This is a genomic window from Nocardia neocaledoniensis (assembly GCF_029868625.1).
Classification (GTDB): domain Bacteria; phylum Actinomycetota; class Actinomycetes; order Mycobacteriales; family Mycobacteriaceae; genus Nocardia; species Nocardia neocaledoniensis_A.
In genome coordinates this window covers 1-14,841 of record NZ_JARWOJ010000041.1, presented here as the reverse complement: position 1 = coordinate 14,841, position 14,841 = coordinate 1, and the positions used below count along the sequence as shown (strand labels likewise).

At 67.8% G+C, this 14,841-nt stretch carries 13 protein-coding genes and 1 pseudogene; 6 read left to right on the top strand and 8 right to left on the bottom strand.

All coding sequences use genetic code 11. From position 1 onward, the window contains the following. The first annotated feature begins 510 nt into the window (after window positions 1-510). Both QH270_RS02120 and QH270_RS02115 read left to right on the top strand, forming a co-directional pair. Window positions 511-1,458 (top strand): M56 family metallopeptidase, encoded by a 948-nt coding sequence (locus QH270_RS02120; protein WP_054811680.1) that lies wholly within the window; start codon window positions 511-513, stop codon window positions 1,456-1,458. 118 nt (window positions 1,459-1,576) lie between these two features. Beyond that, the gene (locus tag QH270_RS02115; RefSeq protein WP_082392792.1) at window positions 1,577-2,026 is read left to right on the top strand and encodes a DUF2752 domain-containing protein; all 450 of its coding nucleotides are present in this window, start codon (window positions 1,577-1,579) and stop codon (window positions 2,024-2,026) included. On the opposite strand, the gene QH270_RS02110 is transcribed toward QH270_RS02115, so the two are convergent. The 8 genes and pseudogenes from QH270_RS02110 to QH270_RS02075 all read right to left on the bottom strand — a co-directional run bounded on the left by QH270_RS02110 (window position 2,027) and on the right by QH270_RS02075 (window position 9,485). Next, window positions 2,027-2,242, bottom strand: coding sequence for a heavy-metal-associated domain-containing protein (locus tag QH270_RS02110; RefSeq protein ID WP_054811682.1), 216 nt, complete (start codon window positions 2,240-2,242; stop codon window positions 2,027-2,029). A gap of 14 nt (window positions 2,243-2,256) precedes the next feature. Continuing rightward, a complete protein-coding gene (locus QH270_RS02105) occupies window positions 2,257-3,333 on the bottom strand; it encodes a sulfite exporter TauE/SafE family protein (RefSeq protein ID WP_232998203.1) in 1,077 nt (358 codons plus the stop codon). Between the two features lie 116 nt (window positions 3,334-3,449). After that, window positions 3,450-3,920, bottom strand: a complete 471-nt coding sequence (locus tag QH270_RS02100; RefSeq protein ID WP_054811683.1) for a hypothetical protein — start codon at window positions 3,918-3,920, stop codon at window positions 3,450-3,452. A gap of 319 nt (window positions 3,921-4,239) precedes the next feature. Continuing rightward, window positions 4,240-4,914 (bottom strand): YcnI family copper-binding membrane protein, encoded by a 675-nt coding sequence (locus QH270_RS02095; protein ID WP_054811684.1) that lies wholly within the window; start codon window positions 4,912-4,914, stop codon window positions 4,240-4,242. 498 nt (window positions 4,915-5,412) lie between these two features. After that, window positions 5,413-6,663 (bottom strand): annotated as a pseudogene (locus tag QH270_RS02090) (MFS transporter); the annotation flags it as partial. Continuing rightward, window positions 6,660-7,739 carry a PLP-dependent cysteine synthase family protein gene (locus tag QH270_RS02085; RefSeq protein WP_054811724.1) on the bottom strand — a complete coding sequence of 360 codons (1,080 nt, stop codon included), beginning with the start codon at window positions 7,737-7,739 and terminating at the stop codon, window positions 6,660-6,662. The pseudogene QH270_RS02090 and the gene QH270_RS02085, both read right to left, overlap by 4 nt. Before the next feature lie 154 nt (window positions 7,740-7,893). After that, the gene (locus QH270_RS02080) at window positions 7,894-8,505 is read right to left on the bottom strand and encodes a hypothetical protein (RefSeq protein ID WP_127516122.1); all 612 of its coding nucleotides are present in this window, start codon (window positions 8,503-8,505) and stop codon (window positions 7,894-7,896) included. A gap of 590 nt (window positions 8,506-9,095) precedes the next feature. Beyond that, the gene (locus tag QH270_RS02075) at window positions 9,096-9,485 is read right to left on the bottom strand and encodes a BlaI/MecI/CopY family transcriptional regulator (RefSeq protein ID WP_082392784.1); all 390 of its coding nucleotides are present in this window, start codon (window positions 9,483-9,485) and stop codon (window positions 9,096-9,098) included. Between the two features lie 266 nt (window positions 9,486-9,751). Here QH270_RS02075 and QH270_RS02070 point away from each other — a divergent pair, with 266 nt between their 5' ends. From QH270_RS02070 to QH270_RS02055, 4 genes are all read left to right on the top strand, one after another. Further along, window positions 9,752-11,314, top strand: coding sequence for a multicopper oxidase family protein (locus tag QH270_RS02070; protein ID WP_054811688.1), 1,563 nt, complete (start codon window positions 9,752-9,754; stop codon window positions 11,312-11,314). 305 nt (window positions 11,315-11,619) lie between these two features. Continuing rightward, a complete protein-coding gene (locus QH270_RS02065; protein ID WP_054811689.1) occupies window positions 11,620-11,892 on the top strand; it encodes a hypothetical protein in 273 nt (90 codons plus the stop codon). Window positions 11,893-12,034: 142 nt separating this feature from the next. Further along, window positions 12,035-12,406, top strand: a complete 372-nt coding sequence (locus QH270_RS02060) for a BlaI/MecI/CopY family transcriptional regulator (RefSeq protein WP_169812125.1) — start codon at window positions 12,035-12,037, stop codon at window positions 12,404-12,406. A gap of 77 nt (window positions 12,407-12,483) precedes the next feature. Next, a complete protein-coding gene (locus tag QH270_RS02055) occupies window positions 12,484-14,673 on the top strand; it encodes a heavy metal translocating P-type ATPase (protein WP_425300301.1) in 2,190 nt (729 codons plus the stop codon). The last annotated feature ends 168 nt before the right edge of the window (window positions 14,674-14,841 follow it).

Here is a 14,841-nt window from a genome sequence, read left to right as displayed (position 1 = left end):
GCGGCCCTGCTAGTAGAACAAAAGTGAGGGCGGCGCCCCGAGTAGTGGCCCGCCCAACCCAAGGCCCGGGGCCCGGCGGCGGGGTGTGGGGGTGGCCCCCCCCCCGCCCGGGCCCCCCCCCCCGGGGGGGTGGGGGGGCCCCCCCCCGCGGCCGCCCCCCCCACTCCCGAAGGCCGGCTCCGAGCGCGCGAGATGAGGGGATCGCGCGCCCAGAGCCGTGACCAACGCCCCTGGCTCTTAGGGGCGCCCGCGCCGAGAACGGCGCAAGTACTATCTACGTCAGTAGATAGTAGATAGTAGATACGCGGAATGCAACTACCCGGCAGATGATCGGTAGCGGCGCCGCGGCGGCGCGATCATTGGCCGCCTTCAGGGGCCGATAGTATGTTGGCGAGCCGCAAATGCTGTGTACAACGCCCGTATCTCGACCCGGCAGAGGAGCCAATCGGTGCCATCGATGTTCGTGCGTACGGTCGTGGTCGTCGATACAGATACGCCGCGGGCGCTCTCATGAGTGTGGCACTGTGCCTACTGGCCTACACCGTGGTCGTGGCGGTGCTGGCGCCGCCACTGTTGCTGCGCACGGCCGGCGACGGGCAACATCCCCGCTTGGGCCTGGTAGCCTGGCTCAGCGCTATCGTCTCGGTCCTGCTGTCCTGGGCCGTCGCGGTTGCCTTCCTCGGCGTCGATGTCGTCCGCGATCTGCTCGCCGATCAACATCTGGATCTCGGACGTTGTTTCAGGCAACTGCACGACGCCGCGGCCGGCTCGTACGGAATCGCTGTCCAGATCGGCCTGTGGACGCTGACAGGGCTGGCGGCACTCGCGGCTTTCGTCGCGGCGTGGCGGCTGTGCCGTTCGCTGGTCCGGGCTCGATCGGTGACTCATCAGCATGCGCAGGCGGCACGGATGGTCGGTCGCCGTCATGACCGCCACGACGCGGTGGTGCTCGATCATCCCGAACCGGCGGCCTATTCGGTGGCAGGCAACCCGAACACCATCGTGTTGACCCAGGGCATCGTCGCCACCCTCGACGAGGAACAGCTGGCCGCGGTCATGGCCCACGAACGCGCCCACCTGCGTGGACGCCACCACCTGCTACTCGCCTTCACCCGAGCACTCGCCTCGGTGTTCCCCCGCATCGAGTTGTTCGCCACCGGCGCCGCGCAGGTGGCGCGCCTGACCGAGATGATCGCCGACGACGCCGCCGCCGACATCTACGGACCCATTACTGTCTGCGAGGCGCTGGTGACCTTGGCCGACAATCACGGCATGGCCCCGGTCGCGGCCACTGAAGTGGGGCTGGTCGATCGGGTTCGCCGCCTCGCGGATCCCCCGGCACCCACCCGGATCAATCGTGTCGCCGCCTCGGCCGCTATCGCCGCGGTCGTCCTGGGACCGATGATCGCGACCCTGGCCGCGGCAGGTGGGATCGGTGTCTGCGCGCTGGGCACCTGAACCCGGCAAGGGCCCGCCGGTCGCGGGGCAAGCTCGGCTTGCGTCCGGCGATCGCGCTGGCGGTTGTTCGGCGTCTTGTGAACTACGTCTTGTATCCAGGAAGGTGAAGGAGTCGATGATGGCAGGTCGGTCCTTGGTCCCCGACGCCGCCCGCTGGCCCGGTGGTGACCGGTTGCAGTGGCTGACGCTGTCCGCTCTCGTATTCCTCGGCGGCGCCGCGGCGCTACGGGTTGTCGGTGTCCCATCGGTAGATCTGCACGGACCGACGCATTTCCTCGGGCTCATGGACCCTTTCTGCGGCGGAACCCGGGCCACCTACCTGCTGCTGACCGGCGAAGTGTCGGAGTCTCTTCGCTACAATCCCGGCGTCCTTGTCCTCGCCGCCGTCGCCCTCCTTGCCCTGGCGCGCGGCGCGATCGGAGTGCTCACCGGCCACTGGTTACAGATCGCGCTGCGTCCAGGACTACGCCGCGTATTGCGGATCGTCGCCGTGGTCGCGGTGCTGGGGTTGTGGGTGCGCCAGCAGGTCAACGCCGACCTGCTGACCCAACCCTGGCCGGTCCCGTAACTATCGAGTGACCACCGCGGTGTAGCCCAACTCGGTGATCGCGGCGATCACGTCCTCGACGGTGGTGACCGCGACATCGAGCTCCACGGTACTGCGGCCCTTCTTCATCGAAGTCTGCGTGCCGGCCACGCCGGGCAGGTCTTCGAGGGTGTCGTCGATGAGCAGTGCGCAGCTGCCGCAGTGCATGCCCTCGATCCGGAAAATGTGGGTGGTCATGCGGAGTTGCCCCTTCAGAGGATGGTGATCATGCCCGAGTACATGCCCATACCGCAGGTGTAGTCCAAGCGGCCGGGCTGCAAAGTGCCCAGGTCGATGCGGGTTTCGCCGCTGGTCGGCAGCGTCGCGGTGATGCCGAGACTCGGAACAACCATCGACCGAACACATCCTTGTGTTCGGTTGGTCTTGACGACGAGCGTGGTCGGGATGCCCGCGACGGCTTCGATATTCTTGGGACCGTAGGAGCCGGTCTTGGCGGTGATTGTCAGGGTCTGCACACCGTCGGCGACGACAGCGGCCGAGGCGTCTGCTGCTGGGGGTTCGAATCCGATCGACTCGGTGATCCGGCTGGCCGCTAGCGGCGAACCGGCGAGCTCGAGGCCTCCGTTGAGTGTGTAGAAGCCCATCGCGAGCACCACGACACCGGTGGCCAGGGCCAGTCTGCCCCGCCACACCGTGGCCGCGACCCGGGCGGCGTATCCGAGGATCGCGAACAGCGGGCTGGTACCGAGCACGAAGACCGCCATGATCGCCGCACCCCACCACGGCGAGCCCGAGGCCAAGGCCAGCGCCTCCACCGACAGCGTCACCCCGCACGGGATCAGGACCGTCGAGACACCTAGCACCGCCGGAGCAAGCGCGGCCTGCGAACGTGCCCGCTTGCGCAGTACCCGCATCCAGGACGCGGGTGGTTCGACCACGATGCCTCGGAACCCCGGCACGCCCAGCTGCGCGAGACCGAAGACGATGATCAACAGCCCTGCCCCGATCTGCAGCCAGGTCCTGGCACCGGTCGACAACTGCACGGCACCTCCGACGGCACCCAGGACCGCGCCGAGCACGGTGTGCGACAACAATTTCCCGGCAAGGAACCCGCCGACCGGGGCGAGATCATCGACGACCCGTTGGCCCCAACGCGGCTGGCCCGTCGTTGTCCCAGCGGCACTGTTGGAGGCCGATGCAGCGCCGACACCCGCCGCTGCGGCGGCGCGCTGACGGGTGATCAGACCGGTGAGCAGACCGCCTTGCACGGCAGCACACGACACACCGCCGGCGAACAAGCCGGTCACCAGAACAGGAAAAAGATTCACGAAAGACTCCTGCGAGGAAAGGAAAGACAACGGCATGACAGTTCGCGCCGACGACAGAGTCGGCGGCGCGAGACCCGAGACGGTCACAACATCGGACACATCCCGGGCGCCCGCTCCTATGTCCGCAACACGCAGAGTTCGGCCAAGGTCGGTGCACGCGGCAGGACCGCCCGCACCCGTATCATCGCGACATCCGGGGCTCGGCGAAGCACAGTGGCAACGACGTCGCGCCGCGGAAAGGCGAGTGTCGCCAGCATCGCCAGGAATGCCGCCAAACACGCCATCACCAGACCCACCGGCGGGGCAGGCACGGCATCGTCGGCCACCGTCAACGGCGTATCGGCAGCCTGGACGCCCACCCCGGAATCAGGGCCGTGATCATGCTCGTGGATTCCGGCATCACCAACCTGCGCACCACCACACTGACCCGCCACACCACCGACCATGGCGGCCGAGTGCGCCATCGTCATCGGCATGCCGGTCTGGCACTGCGCCCCGTGCACGAGGGCGATCGCGACGAACGCCGACAGCGCCACCGCAAGCCGCAGCAGCGCGGCTCGTCGTGCAGTCATCGGCGCGAAGATCACGCGGTGATCCTACTAAGCGATCCAGTAGGACGCGCAGCCCGCCCGCGATCACTACGGTCGTGTTCGTTTGCCGCCCTCGACGCCAGCGGCCTCAACTCAGGCTGAGACTTCACAGCCCGGCACTCCGGGTTCCACTTGCCTTGGTGAGCGCGGCGGCGCCCTGGGCGAAGGCATGGCGGCATCGCAAAGGCGACAGCGTGCTGCCCGATTCTCGGCGAATGCTGCCACGTCCCCGAACAGTGCCGTGCGTGGCCTTGTCCAGGCCAGTGAGTGCTAGCGCGGCTGTTTTCTGCATCTGCACCCACTGGCCGCTCAGTGACTATCGAGTGGTACGGCGGGTGCGTGCCAGTGCGGCCACCGCGACGGCCGCGGCGATCACGCCCAGTCCCAGCCCGCCCGCAGCCATCCAGCGCGTCGCCGAATCAGTGCCGGTCTCGGCATCGTGCTCGTCCTGGGCTGCCGGGGCGGCGGCGTGGGAGTGTCCGTGTCCGTCGCCGGCGGGAGCGGGTGCCAGAGCCAGGACCGGCAGCGGGAATTCCGGTTCGGGTGCGCCCTCGGTGCTGGGCTGGTCCCAGGTGACGACCTTGCCGTCGCTGTAGGTCTGAACGGCGCGGAAGGCGACGGAGTCCTGGGTGGGCAGCGGCCCGGCGTAGAGATCGAAACGCTGGAACTGGCCTGGGCCGACACCGGCCCCTGGATCCGCTGTCCAGGTGACCGAGGTTGCCATCTTGGCCGCATCCCGGTTCACCGTGGCGGTCCATCCGGGCAGCGGTTCGGTGCGCGCGGTTTTGAGGCCGGGCAGCTCGACCGTCAACGCGGTGGTCGAGGCCTGCTCGGATTCGTTGGAGATGCGGAAGGTCAATACCGCGGAGGTGTTTTGCTTGGCGCCGGGGGCTTCGACACCCAGGTGCGCCGAGGCGATACCGCCGGCGAGCACGGTGGCGGCCGCAGCGGCGCCGAAGGTGACGGCCAGGCGCCGCAGAACTGTGGTCATGTCATATTTCCTTGAGTAGGTGGTGAGCAACGATCAGAGGCCGGGACCCGATGGGAGGGCCCCGGCGCTCGACGACATCACCGGCCTGGCTGTGGAACCAGGCGGGCCTCACCGCCTGGTTTCCGGTCCGGCGGCGGGATAACGCGAGCGCCGGTCCTCGGCAGAGGAGTGTGTGCGGGGCGCCGGTGGTTGGACCCGGCGGTGTCCGCGTCGCTCGGGCTCCGAACCCGGCCACGGGCGCGGCGCGCCGTTCGGGAGACGAGGCCCGGGACCGTGTCGGTCTTCACCGACGGCTGTCCGCGGCCGCGGCGGTAGGGGCTGGCGGCGGTAGGTGCGCTGGTCGGATTCTGCCGCCGGTCGGGGCTTGGTCGCCGTACCGAGCCGATTCACCGGTTCGATGCCGCGCCCGGATCGGCGGCGCAATGGGGTGGTCACCGGATCCGAGCCCGCAAAGGCGGGTTCGGTGAGCCGGTGGCGTCCGCTGGGCAGACGATGACGTCCGGTGACGTGCTGCTCGGGCGCGGTCGCGGTGCGGTCGGATCGTTCCAGCCGGGCCAAGGCGTAGGCGGCGATGACGCCGATCGCGGTCAAGCCCGCCCAGACGACCCAGTCCAGTCCGGCGTCGCGCGCGGCGCCGACGAGGGTACCGGTGGCCAGGTTGCCGACCAGGATGCCGACACCGACGACGGTGTTGTAGAAGCCGTAGTGGGTGGCGACCAGCTTGTTTCCCGACAGCGAGACCACGGTGTCCATCTCGAACGGGAACACCGCCGCCGTGCCGATCGCCAGCAGCGTGGTGGTGACCAGCAGCGCGGTCACCGCGGCCACGGTGCCGAAAAGCCCCGTGGTGGGCACGATGATCAAGGGGATGAACGCCGCAGCGAGCACGGCCATGCCGGCGACCAGGCTCTTGCCCGGCCCCCAGCGGGCACGCAACCACGCGGTGATGCGCAGCTGACCGGCGACAGCGACGACGCCGGAAACCACGAACAAGGCCGAGACCAGGGTTTGCGAGCGTGCCCCGGCGATGAATTCCGCTTGCAATGGCAAGGCCAGATACACCTGGAACGACAAGACATACGAGCCGATCATCGCTACCGAGAACGCCAGGAACCGCCGGTTGGACATGACCCGGCGCCAGTCGTCGAGCACCGAGGTCTTCTCGGCCGGGGCTTCACCGCGGCGGGCGGGCAGGGCGAACAGCTGAGCGATGGTCAACGCGGCGAACACCGCCGCCGCGACCCCGGCGGTGACGCGGAAGTCGACCGCCATCAACGCCAGCCCGACCAGCGGTCCGGCGAGGATGCCCGCTTGATAGAACATGTTGAAGACCGCGAACGCCTCGACGCGGCGCTCGCCGGTGTCAGCGGCCAGATAGGCGCGCACGGCCGGATTGAACAACGCGCCCGCGAAGCCGGTCGCCGCGGAAGCGATCAACACCGCGGGCAGGGATTCGGCGAAGACCAGCAGCGCGAAGCCGCCGGTACGCAGCAAGCATCCGGCCACGATCAACGGTTTGTAGCCGAGCCGATCAGCCAGGGTGCCGCCGATGAGGAACATGCCCTGCTGGGAAAAGTTGCGTACACCCAGGACCAGTCCGACCGCCCACGCCGCGAGCCCCAGTGGGCCGGCCAGGTATCCGGCCAGGTACGGCATCAGCATGTAGAAGCCGAGGTTGATGCCGAACTGGTTGATCATCAACAGCTGCGCGGGCCGGTCGAAACTGGCGAATTTGGTGACCACGGTCACGAGGCGAGTTCTCCTTCTGCCATTGCCGTCGGCGAGACCACCGTGGTGCAGCGGGTCCAGCGCTGCACGACCCGTTCACCGGGGTGGCTGATCGCTTCGGGCGCGATCGGCGGGGTGGTGTCGAGGAGCCCGTGCTCGGCGCAGTAGGCGTCGTTGTAGATGGTGTCGAAGTAGCGGTGTGGCCCGTCGGGGAACACCGCGGCGATTCGGGTCGACGGCGCGGCGACGCGGGCGGCCCATCCGGCGACCAGCGCGACCGCGCCCACGCTCCACCCGCCGGTGGCGTGGTGTGTCGCTGCCAGTGTGCGGCACGCCCACACCGATTCCGCCGGGGCGACCCAGTGGACTTCGTCGAAGGCCGCGTAGTCGACGTTGGCGGGGTAGATGCTCGAACCCAGGCCGCGCATCAGCCGCGGCCCGGCCGGTTGGCCGAAGATCGTCGAGGAGATCGTGTCGACGCCGACCAGTTTCATCTCCGGGTTGTAGCGGCGCAGCACGCGCGCGACTCCGGCCGAGTGTCCGCCGGTGCCGACCGCGCACACCAGGACATCGACGGTGCCCAGCTGCTCGATCAGCTCCAAAGCCAGGGATTCGTAGCCCTCGACGTTGTCGGGATTGCTGTACTGATCCGGGCACCAGGCGTCGTCCTCGGCAGCCAGCAGCTCGGCGACCCGGTCGCGCCGCGCCTGCTGCCAGCCACCGACCGGGTGCGGTTCGGTGACCAGGTCGACCGTGGCGCCGTAGGCGGCCAGCATCTGGGCGACGATCGGTTCCAGCCCCGGGTCGGTGACCACGGTCACCGGGTGCTGGTACACCATCCCGGCCAGCGCCAACCCCAGGCCCAGCGTGCCGCTGGTCGATTCGACGATGCGCGCGCCAGGCGCCAGATCGCCGCGTTCGCGCGCCTTCTGCACCATGTGCAGCGCGGGACGGTCCTTCATCCCGCCAGGGTTGAACCCTTCCAGCTTGGCCCAGAACCCGCGATCGGCGCCGGCCAGAGGTTCTCCGATCCGCAGCACCGGGGTGTTGCCGACCAGACCGCGGGGTGCATCGATGGCATCTGGGGCGCCCAGCATGCGACGGGTGTGGGCGAGTTCGAGGGTGGGGAAGGTCGAGGTGTTGTTCACGGTTGCTGTCTCTTCTCTGCACAGGCGACCGCGTTAGCGGTACGCCACGACGATGGGCAGCGAGCACCGGCCGGACACGACGGATCGGCCTGGCGCTGACCGATCAGCGTCGGGAAATACAGAACAGAGTCAGTACAGTGCGCCCATCAGGCGAACGCGGCGCAGTAGGCGGCCCACGAATACCACCAGCGCGGGAGTCCGGTGTCGACGCCGGCGTCCAGACCGCGGTGAAAGCGGCGAGCACCAGAGCGGCCAGCGTCAGCGACACGATGCCCGGCGGCAGCGCCTTGTCCGGGCAGTGCCCGGCGTGCGCGATGCACAGCTGGGTCGCGTCGACGGTAGGGAGGGCGTGGTCGTGGCCGGTCGCGGCGTCGAAATCGGCGTGGTCGTGGTCAGTCGCGCTGACGGGCGCGGCAGCGGTGAGCGCGTGATGGACACGTGAGCCGGTCTGATCATTGAAGAGCAGGCAATCGGCGGCAGGAACGATCACCAGGGCGGCCAGCAGCAGAACTGCCAACCAGCTACCCCTGCGCATCCGACCGAGAGAATTCACGATGCCGCGACAATAACGAACACATAACGGCGAACGCAATGGCGCCGCCGCCACATCCACAGCGTCGCGATGGGATCGTGTGCCCGTCTTCGTGTCGTAGACCGGCGCGGAGAGCCCCCACGCTGCCTTGCTGCGCAAACTCCACCTCCCGAACTCGATCACGCTGGGCACCAATACTTTTGGCGGTTCCTACCCTATCCGCAAGCGGAGGGTTGGTTGACAACCACAGCGATCAATCTACTATCTCGGTACGTAAATAGTTTGTGTTGTGTGATCAGGCGCACGCCTCGGCGTGTCGGACCACAAGACCTTGCGCGAGTCACATCCGTGACATGCCCCGGTGACGAGCACGTGACGAGCACCGTTTGTTCGTCCGAATGCGGCTAACCCGCCGCCCGCCGGCGGTAAACCGCACCGGCAACGATGAAAGGGACCATCATGACCACCACCGCCCGACCCCAGCGACATCGCCTTCCCGCCCGCCTGCTGGCTGCCACATCGATCGCCGCGGCTGCGACCTTTCTGGTCGCTGTTCCCGCGACCGCGGCACCGTCGGCCTCGGGGACCAGCGGCCGACCCGCGGGCGCCGATGACGGCCGGGGCACCGCCTGGCATGGCAACTCTCGCGTCGACAACGGCCACAGCACCGATGGTGGTCCACGCGGGCACGGACACGATCGCGCCGACGCCGGTCGCCACGACCCGTCCGACGACGGCGGCCACTGCACACCTCGCGTGTGCTCCGGACCCCGCTAGCCGCTGGAGTCGGGGTGATCGATCCCTCGCGGCCGCTGCCGCAGCGCCTCACGCAACCGCTGCGATTGCGCGGGGGTCATCCTTTCGATGAACCGGGCCAGCACGTCTTCAGCGCGGCCGCCCGCATCGAGCGCGGCGCGCATCAGTCCGGCGCTGTACTGCTCGCGAGTCAGAGTGGGCCAGTAGAGGTAGGCCCTACCATGGCGTTCACGGTCGAGCCAGCCCTTGCGGTGAAGGTTGTCCATGGTGGTCATCACCGTGGTGTAGGCGATCTCACGCCCGCCGGCGATCACCTCGCGCACCTGGCGAACACTGACCGGCTCGCCGGCCGACCACACCGTGTCCATGACCACCGTTTCCAGCTCGCCGAACCCGCCGCCTGCCACCCGAACCTCCTCACCTTCCGGCTTACCCGCACCGAGCGGGCCGCGCAGATCTCGGCGACGAGACGCGCGCGACAGCCTGGCCGTGATCGTAGGACGAATTCGTTTCACTCGCGCGGCAACGAGGTGAACAACCAACACGCCCGCTCACGTGCCTCTCCCCACACACGAGCGCCCTAGCATGCGACGAGAAATCCTCTTCACCTGCACAAACCCAGTCATTCACCGGCCAGTCGATCACCGGTATCGACACGACGAAGGAGACGCCCATGTCGTCACCACCCAACCTCGGCATGCTCAGAACCCGGCGCAACTTTCTGGCGCTGAGCGCCGGTGCGGGCACAGCCGCACTGCTGGCGGCATGCGGGAATTCCACCTCGCCTCAGCGTTCTCCGGTCGGCCCCGATTCCGAAGCGGTCCGATCCGCCGAGGACACCCGGCGATCGGCCACCGCGGCGGTGCGCGAGGTATCGCTGCGTCCCGCGCCGAGCACGGTCGATCTCGGCGGGGTCCAGGTCCAGACCTGGACCTACGACGGCTCCCTGCCCGGGCGTGAGATCCGGTTGCGCCGCGGGGAGGTGCTGCGTGCCGAACTGAGTAATGCTTTGCCCGCGCCGACGACGGTGCATTGGCACGGCATCGCCTTGCGCAACGACATGGACGGCGTTCCCGAGATCACCCAGGACCCGATCGCCGCGGGCGCGAACTTCCGCTACGAATTCACCGTTCCCGATGCGGGCACCTACTTCTTCCACCCGCACGTCGGTGTCCAGCTCGACCGCGGCCTCTACGCCCCGCTGATCATCGAGGACCCTGACGAGGGATCCGACTACGACACCGAAGCCGTCATCGTGCTCGACGACTGGCTCGACGGTGTCGACGGCCGCGACCCGGACAAGGAGCTGGCGAGGCTGCGTGAGCAGGGCATGGCCGGAATGGACATGGGAGGGCAATCCGGCGGCATGGACCACGGCGGAATGTCGATGAGCGGCTCGGCGCCGATGTCGGCACCCAGTGACCCGGCGATGCCGTTGGGCACCGACACCGGCGACGTGCAATACCCCTACTACCTGATCAACGGGCGCCTGGGCACCGACCCCGTGGTCCTGCAGGGCCGCCCGGGACAGCGGATGCGGCTGCGCATCATCAACGCTGCCTCCGACACCGCCTTCCGCGTCGCCCTCGGTGGTCACCAGCTACGGGTCACCCACACCGACGGCTTCCCCGTGGATCCGGTGTCGACCGCCAACATCCTCATCGGGATGGGCGAACGCTACGACGCCGTGGTCGAACTCGGCGACGGGGTGTTCCCGCTGGTCGCCTCCGCCGAAGGCAAGACCGGTCAGGGCTTCGCGCTCATCCGAACCGGATCCGGCACTCCACCACCGCCGGATGCTCGCCCCACCGAACTGGCCGCGATCCCGCTGTCAGCGGACAGGCTGAGCGCGGCCGAGGCCGTCCGGCTGCCCGACCGCAAACCTGATCAGATCCTCGATGTGGTCCTGGAAGCCGACGTGAACAAATACATCTGGACGATCAACGGCAAAGCCTTCCCCGACCATGCCCCGCTGGATGTGACTGCCGGGCAACGGGTCCGGCTGCGGTTCAACAACAAGACGATGATGTGGCACCCGATGCACCTGCACGGCCACACCTTCCAGGTCGTCACCGGCTCCGGGGCCGGGCCACGCAAGGACACCTTGATCGTGGTGCCCAACCAGACCGTCGAAGTCGACTTCGACACCGACAACCCCGGCCAGTGGATGCTGCACTGCCACAACGTCTACCACGGTGAAGCCGGGATGATGGCCGTCGTCTCCTACGAGCAATAACCCCAGGCCGAGTGCCGCTGCCCCATGCCGCGGTTTCCACCGCGCGTCAGTGCGCGTACCGCCCACCGATACCTGATGCCCGCCACCGATGCGAAAGGAGGTGACCGACCGATGAACCCGATGAAGATGTTGTGCGACTGGATGTGCTCGATGATGGCCTCGTGCTGTCAAATGTGACCCCCAACGGGTCACGTGGGTCGGCCGTCGAGTCGCCAGTCGGCCGACCCACGAAATTCCACCAGGGCGACGTGACAAGCAAACTACTATCTGCGTACGTAGATAGTAGTTCTACGAGATAGGCCACTATGAACACCAAATCCTCACCGCAGAGCACGCGCCGGATCGCCACTAGCGTCGGCCTTGCGATCTTCACCGTCGCCGCCACTGCCACGCTCGCCTCTCCGGCGCTCGCCGACGCCGGCACCACCGCATCGGCCACCGAGGTCTCCGCCGCACACGACAACCGCCACCGTGACCACCACCCGGGCAGTCGCCACGGCAACCACCGCAACCATCAGGCCCCGCTGCTCAACAACTACCGGCCCGGATTCCCGCTTCCGCGCACCGGCAGCTGGTAACACAGGCCTGGTCAGATGAGGGTCGATCCCACGATGGCGATCGACCCTCATCTGCACTTCGACCAGGTCGAAGTGACAGAACATCACCGAACAACCTACGATATTGCTACGTAGATTTAAGGTTCCTGTCAGGAGGTTGGTCGTGGCACACCGATTCGGCGATCTCGAAGCCGTCGTGATGGAGCGCGTGTGGGCGGCCGAAGACGACCTCACCGTCCGTGACGTCTACGAAAGTTTGCTGCTCGAACGCGAGATCGCCTACACCACGGTGATGTCCACCATGGACAACCTGCACCGCAAGGGCTGGCTCGACCGCGAACGCCATGGCAAGGCATACCTGTACTGGCCCACCCTCACCCGCGAGGAATACAGCGCACAGCTCATGCGTGATGCCCTCGAAGGCACGCGCTCCGATCTCGTGCTGGCGCATTTCGTCGACCAGATCAGCGAGGATGAATCCGAGGCCTTGCGCGCCCTGCTCCGCCGCGGAAAATCCAACCGATCCAAAAGCTGAGCCATCCCGTTCGCCCTGGTCGCGGCGAGTTCGGCCGCGGCTGCGCCCCTGCCGTCGACCCAAAGGAACGTCAGCGCATGTCCAGCGATCACCTACGCTCCGACGCCGACCCAGCGACCGCCCACACTCACGAACACGGCGGAAGCCGTGGCCCTGACCACAACGAGGCCTCGCACCCGAGACCCGAACATCACGAGCACACCGCCACCTCCGGCCACGATCACGGTGCGCCTGCACCCGACCACGGCACCCACGACGATCACGCCGGGCACACAGGCCACGGCGGGCACGCGGGCCACGGCGATCACGTCGCGATGTTCCGGCGCCTGTTCTGGGTGATGCTCGCCCTGGCCGTGCCGGTCGTCGCCGCGGACATGATGTTCGCCGACCTCATCGGCTACACCGTGCCCACCGGGTTGCAGTGGGTGTCCCCTGCGCTGGGCACCGTGATGTTCTTCTGGGGCGGACGGCCCTTCCTGACAGGGGCGGTCAGCGAGATCCGTTCCCGTCAGCCAGGGATGATGCTGCTGATCGCGCTGGCGATCACCGTGGCCTTCGCCGCCTCCTGGGGCTCGACACTGGGCCTGCTGGCCCACGAGCTCGACTTCTGGTGGGAACTGGCACTGCTCATTGTGATCATGCTGCTGGGCCATTGGATCGAGATGCGTTCGCTCGGCCAAGCCTCCAGCGCGCTGGAATCGCTGGCCGCGTTGCTGCCCGACGAAGCCGAACGTCTCGGAGAGGACGGCACCACCGCCACCGTGCCGGTCACTGACCTGCGCACCGGCGACCTGGTCGTCGTCCGCCCGGGCGCACGAGTCCCTGCCGACGGCAGCGTCGAGACCGGCAGCGCCGACGTCGACGAATCCATGATCACCGGCGAATCCCGCCCGGTCCACCGTGGCCCCGGCGACCGGGTTGTCGCCGGAACCGTCACCACCGACTCCGCTCTACGGGTCCGGATCACCGCAGTCGGTTCCGACACCGCGCTGGCCGGAATCCAGCGCCTGGTCGCCGAAGCGCAGAACTCGACCTCACGCGCCCAGGTGCTGGCCGACCGCGCCGCGGCATGGTTGTTCTGGTTCGCTTCCGGCGCAGCGGTCATCACCGCGATCACCTGGCTGCTGCTCGGGCAGCCCGAATCCGCGGTCACCCGCACCATCACCGTGCTCGTCATCGCCTGCCCCCACGCCCTGGGACTGGCGATCCCGCTTGTGGTCTCGATCGCGACCGAACGAGCTGCCAAAGCCGGTGTGCTGATCACCGATCGCCGCGCTCTCGAAAGAATGCGCACCGTCGATGCGATCCTGTTCGACAAGACCGGCACCCTCACCCGCGGCGAACCCGCCGTCGTCGCCACCACCTCGACCCAACCCGGCATCGGTGACGACGAAGTCCTGGCCTTGGCCGCAGCCGCAGAGTCCGACAGCGAACACCCCTTGGGTCGCGCCATCGTCAACACTGCTACCGAACGCGGCATCAGCATTCCCACCGCGACAGATTTCACCGCCCAGAACGGTGTCGGAGTCACCGCCACAATCAACGGCACAAAGATCAGCGTCGGTGGGCCCGCGATGCTCGACCAGCACAACCTCGACCCAGCACCCGCTGCGGCCGAGTGGTCCGCGCAGGGATCGACCGTGCTGCACGTCCTGCGCGACGGGAAGCTCATCGGGGCACTAGCTCTGGCCGACGAGATCCGCCCCGAATCCGCCCAGACCATCAAGGCCCTGCACGCTCGCGGCATCCACGTGGCCATGATCACCGGCGATGCCGAGCCCGTCGCCCGCACTGTCGCTGCCCAACTCGGCATCGACGAAGTCTTCGCCGGAGTCCTGCCCCAGGACAAAGGCGCCAAAGTCCAAGCCCTCCAAGACGCCGGGCACACCGTGGCGATGGTCGGCGACGGCGTCAACGACGCCCCCGCCCTCGCCCGTGCCGACGTCGGCATCGCCATCGGCGCCGGCACCGACGTCGCTATCGCTTCCGCCGGTGTCGTGCTGGCCTCCGACGACCCCCGCGCTGTCTTATCGGTGATCAAACTGTCGCACGCCACCTACCGCAAGATGATCCAGAACCTGGTCTGGGCAGCCGGATACAACATCATCGCCGTGCCCCTGGCCGCGGGCGTGCTCTCGCACTGGGGCATCACACTTCCGATGGAAGTCGGTGCCCTGCTGATGTCGGCCTCTACCGTCGTCGTCGCGGTCAATGCCCAACTGCTCCGCCGCCTGGACCTGAGTCCGGACGCGGTGCTAGCTGACTAAGCCGAGTCGCGTCCGCTCGAGCCATCCTTTGCGGTGGACGGTTTTAACCCACCGAAATTAGGGGGGACAACAGGACCCGGGGGATTGAGGGGGGGTTTGGGGGTGGAGGGGGCAGCAGCCAGGCGATCTGACCACCCTGCGCCGGCTCGAACAGCCGGGTGATGCCGG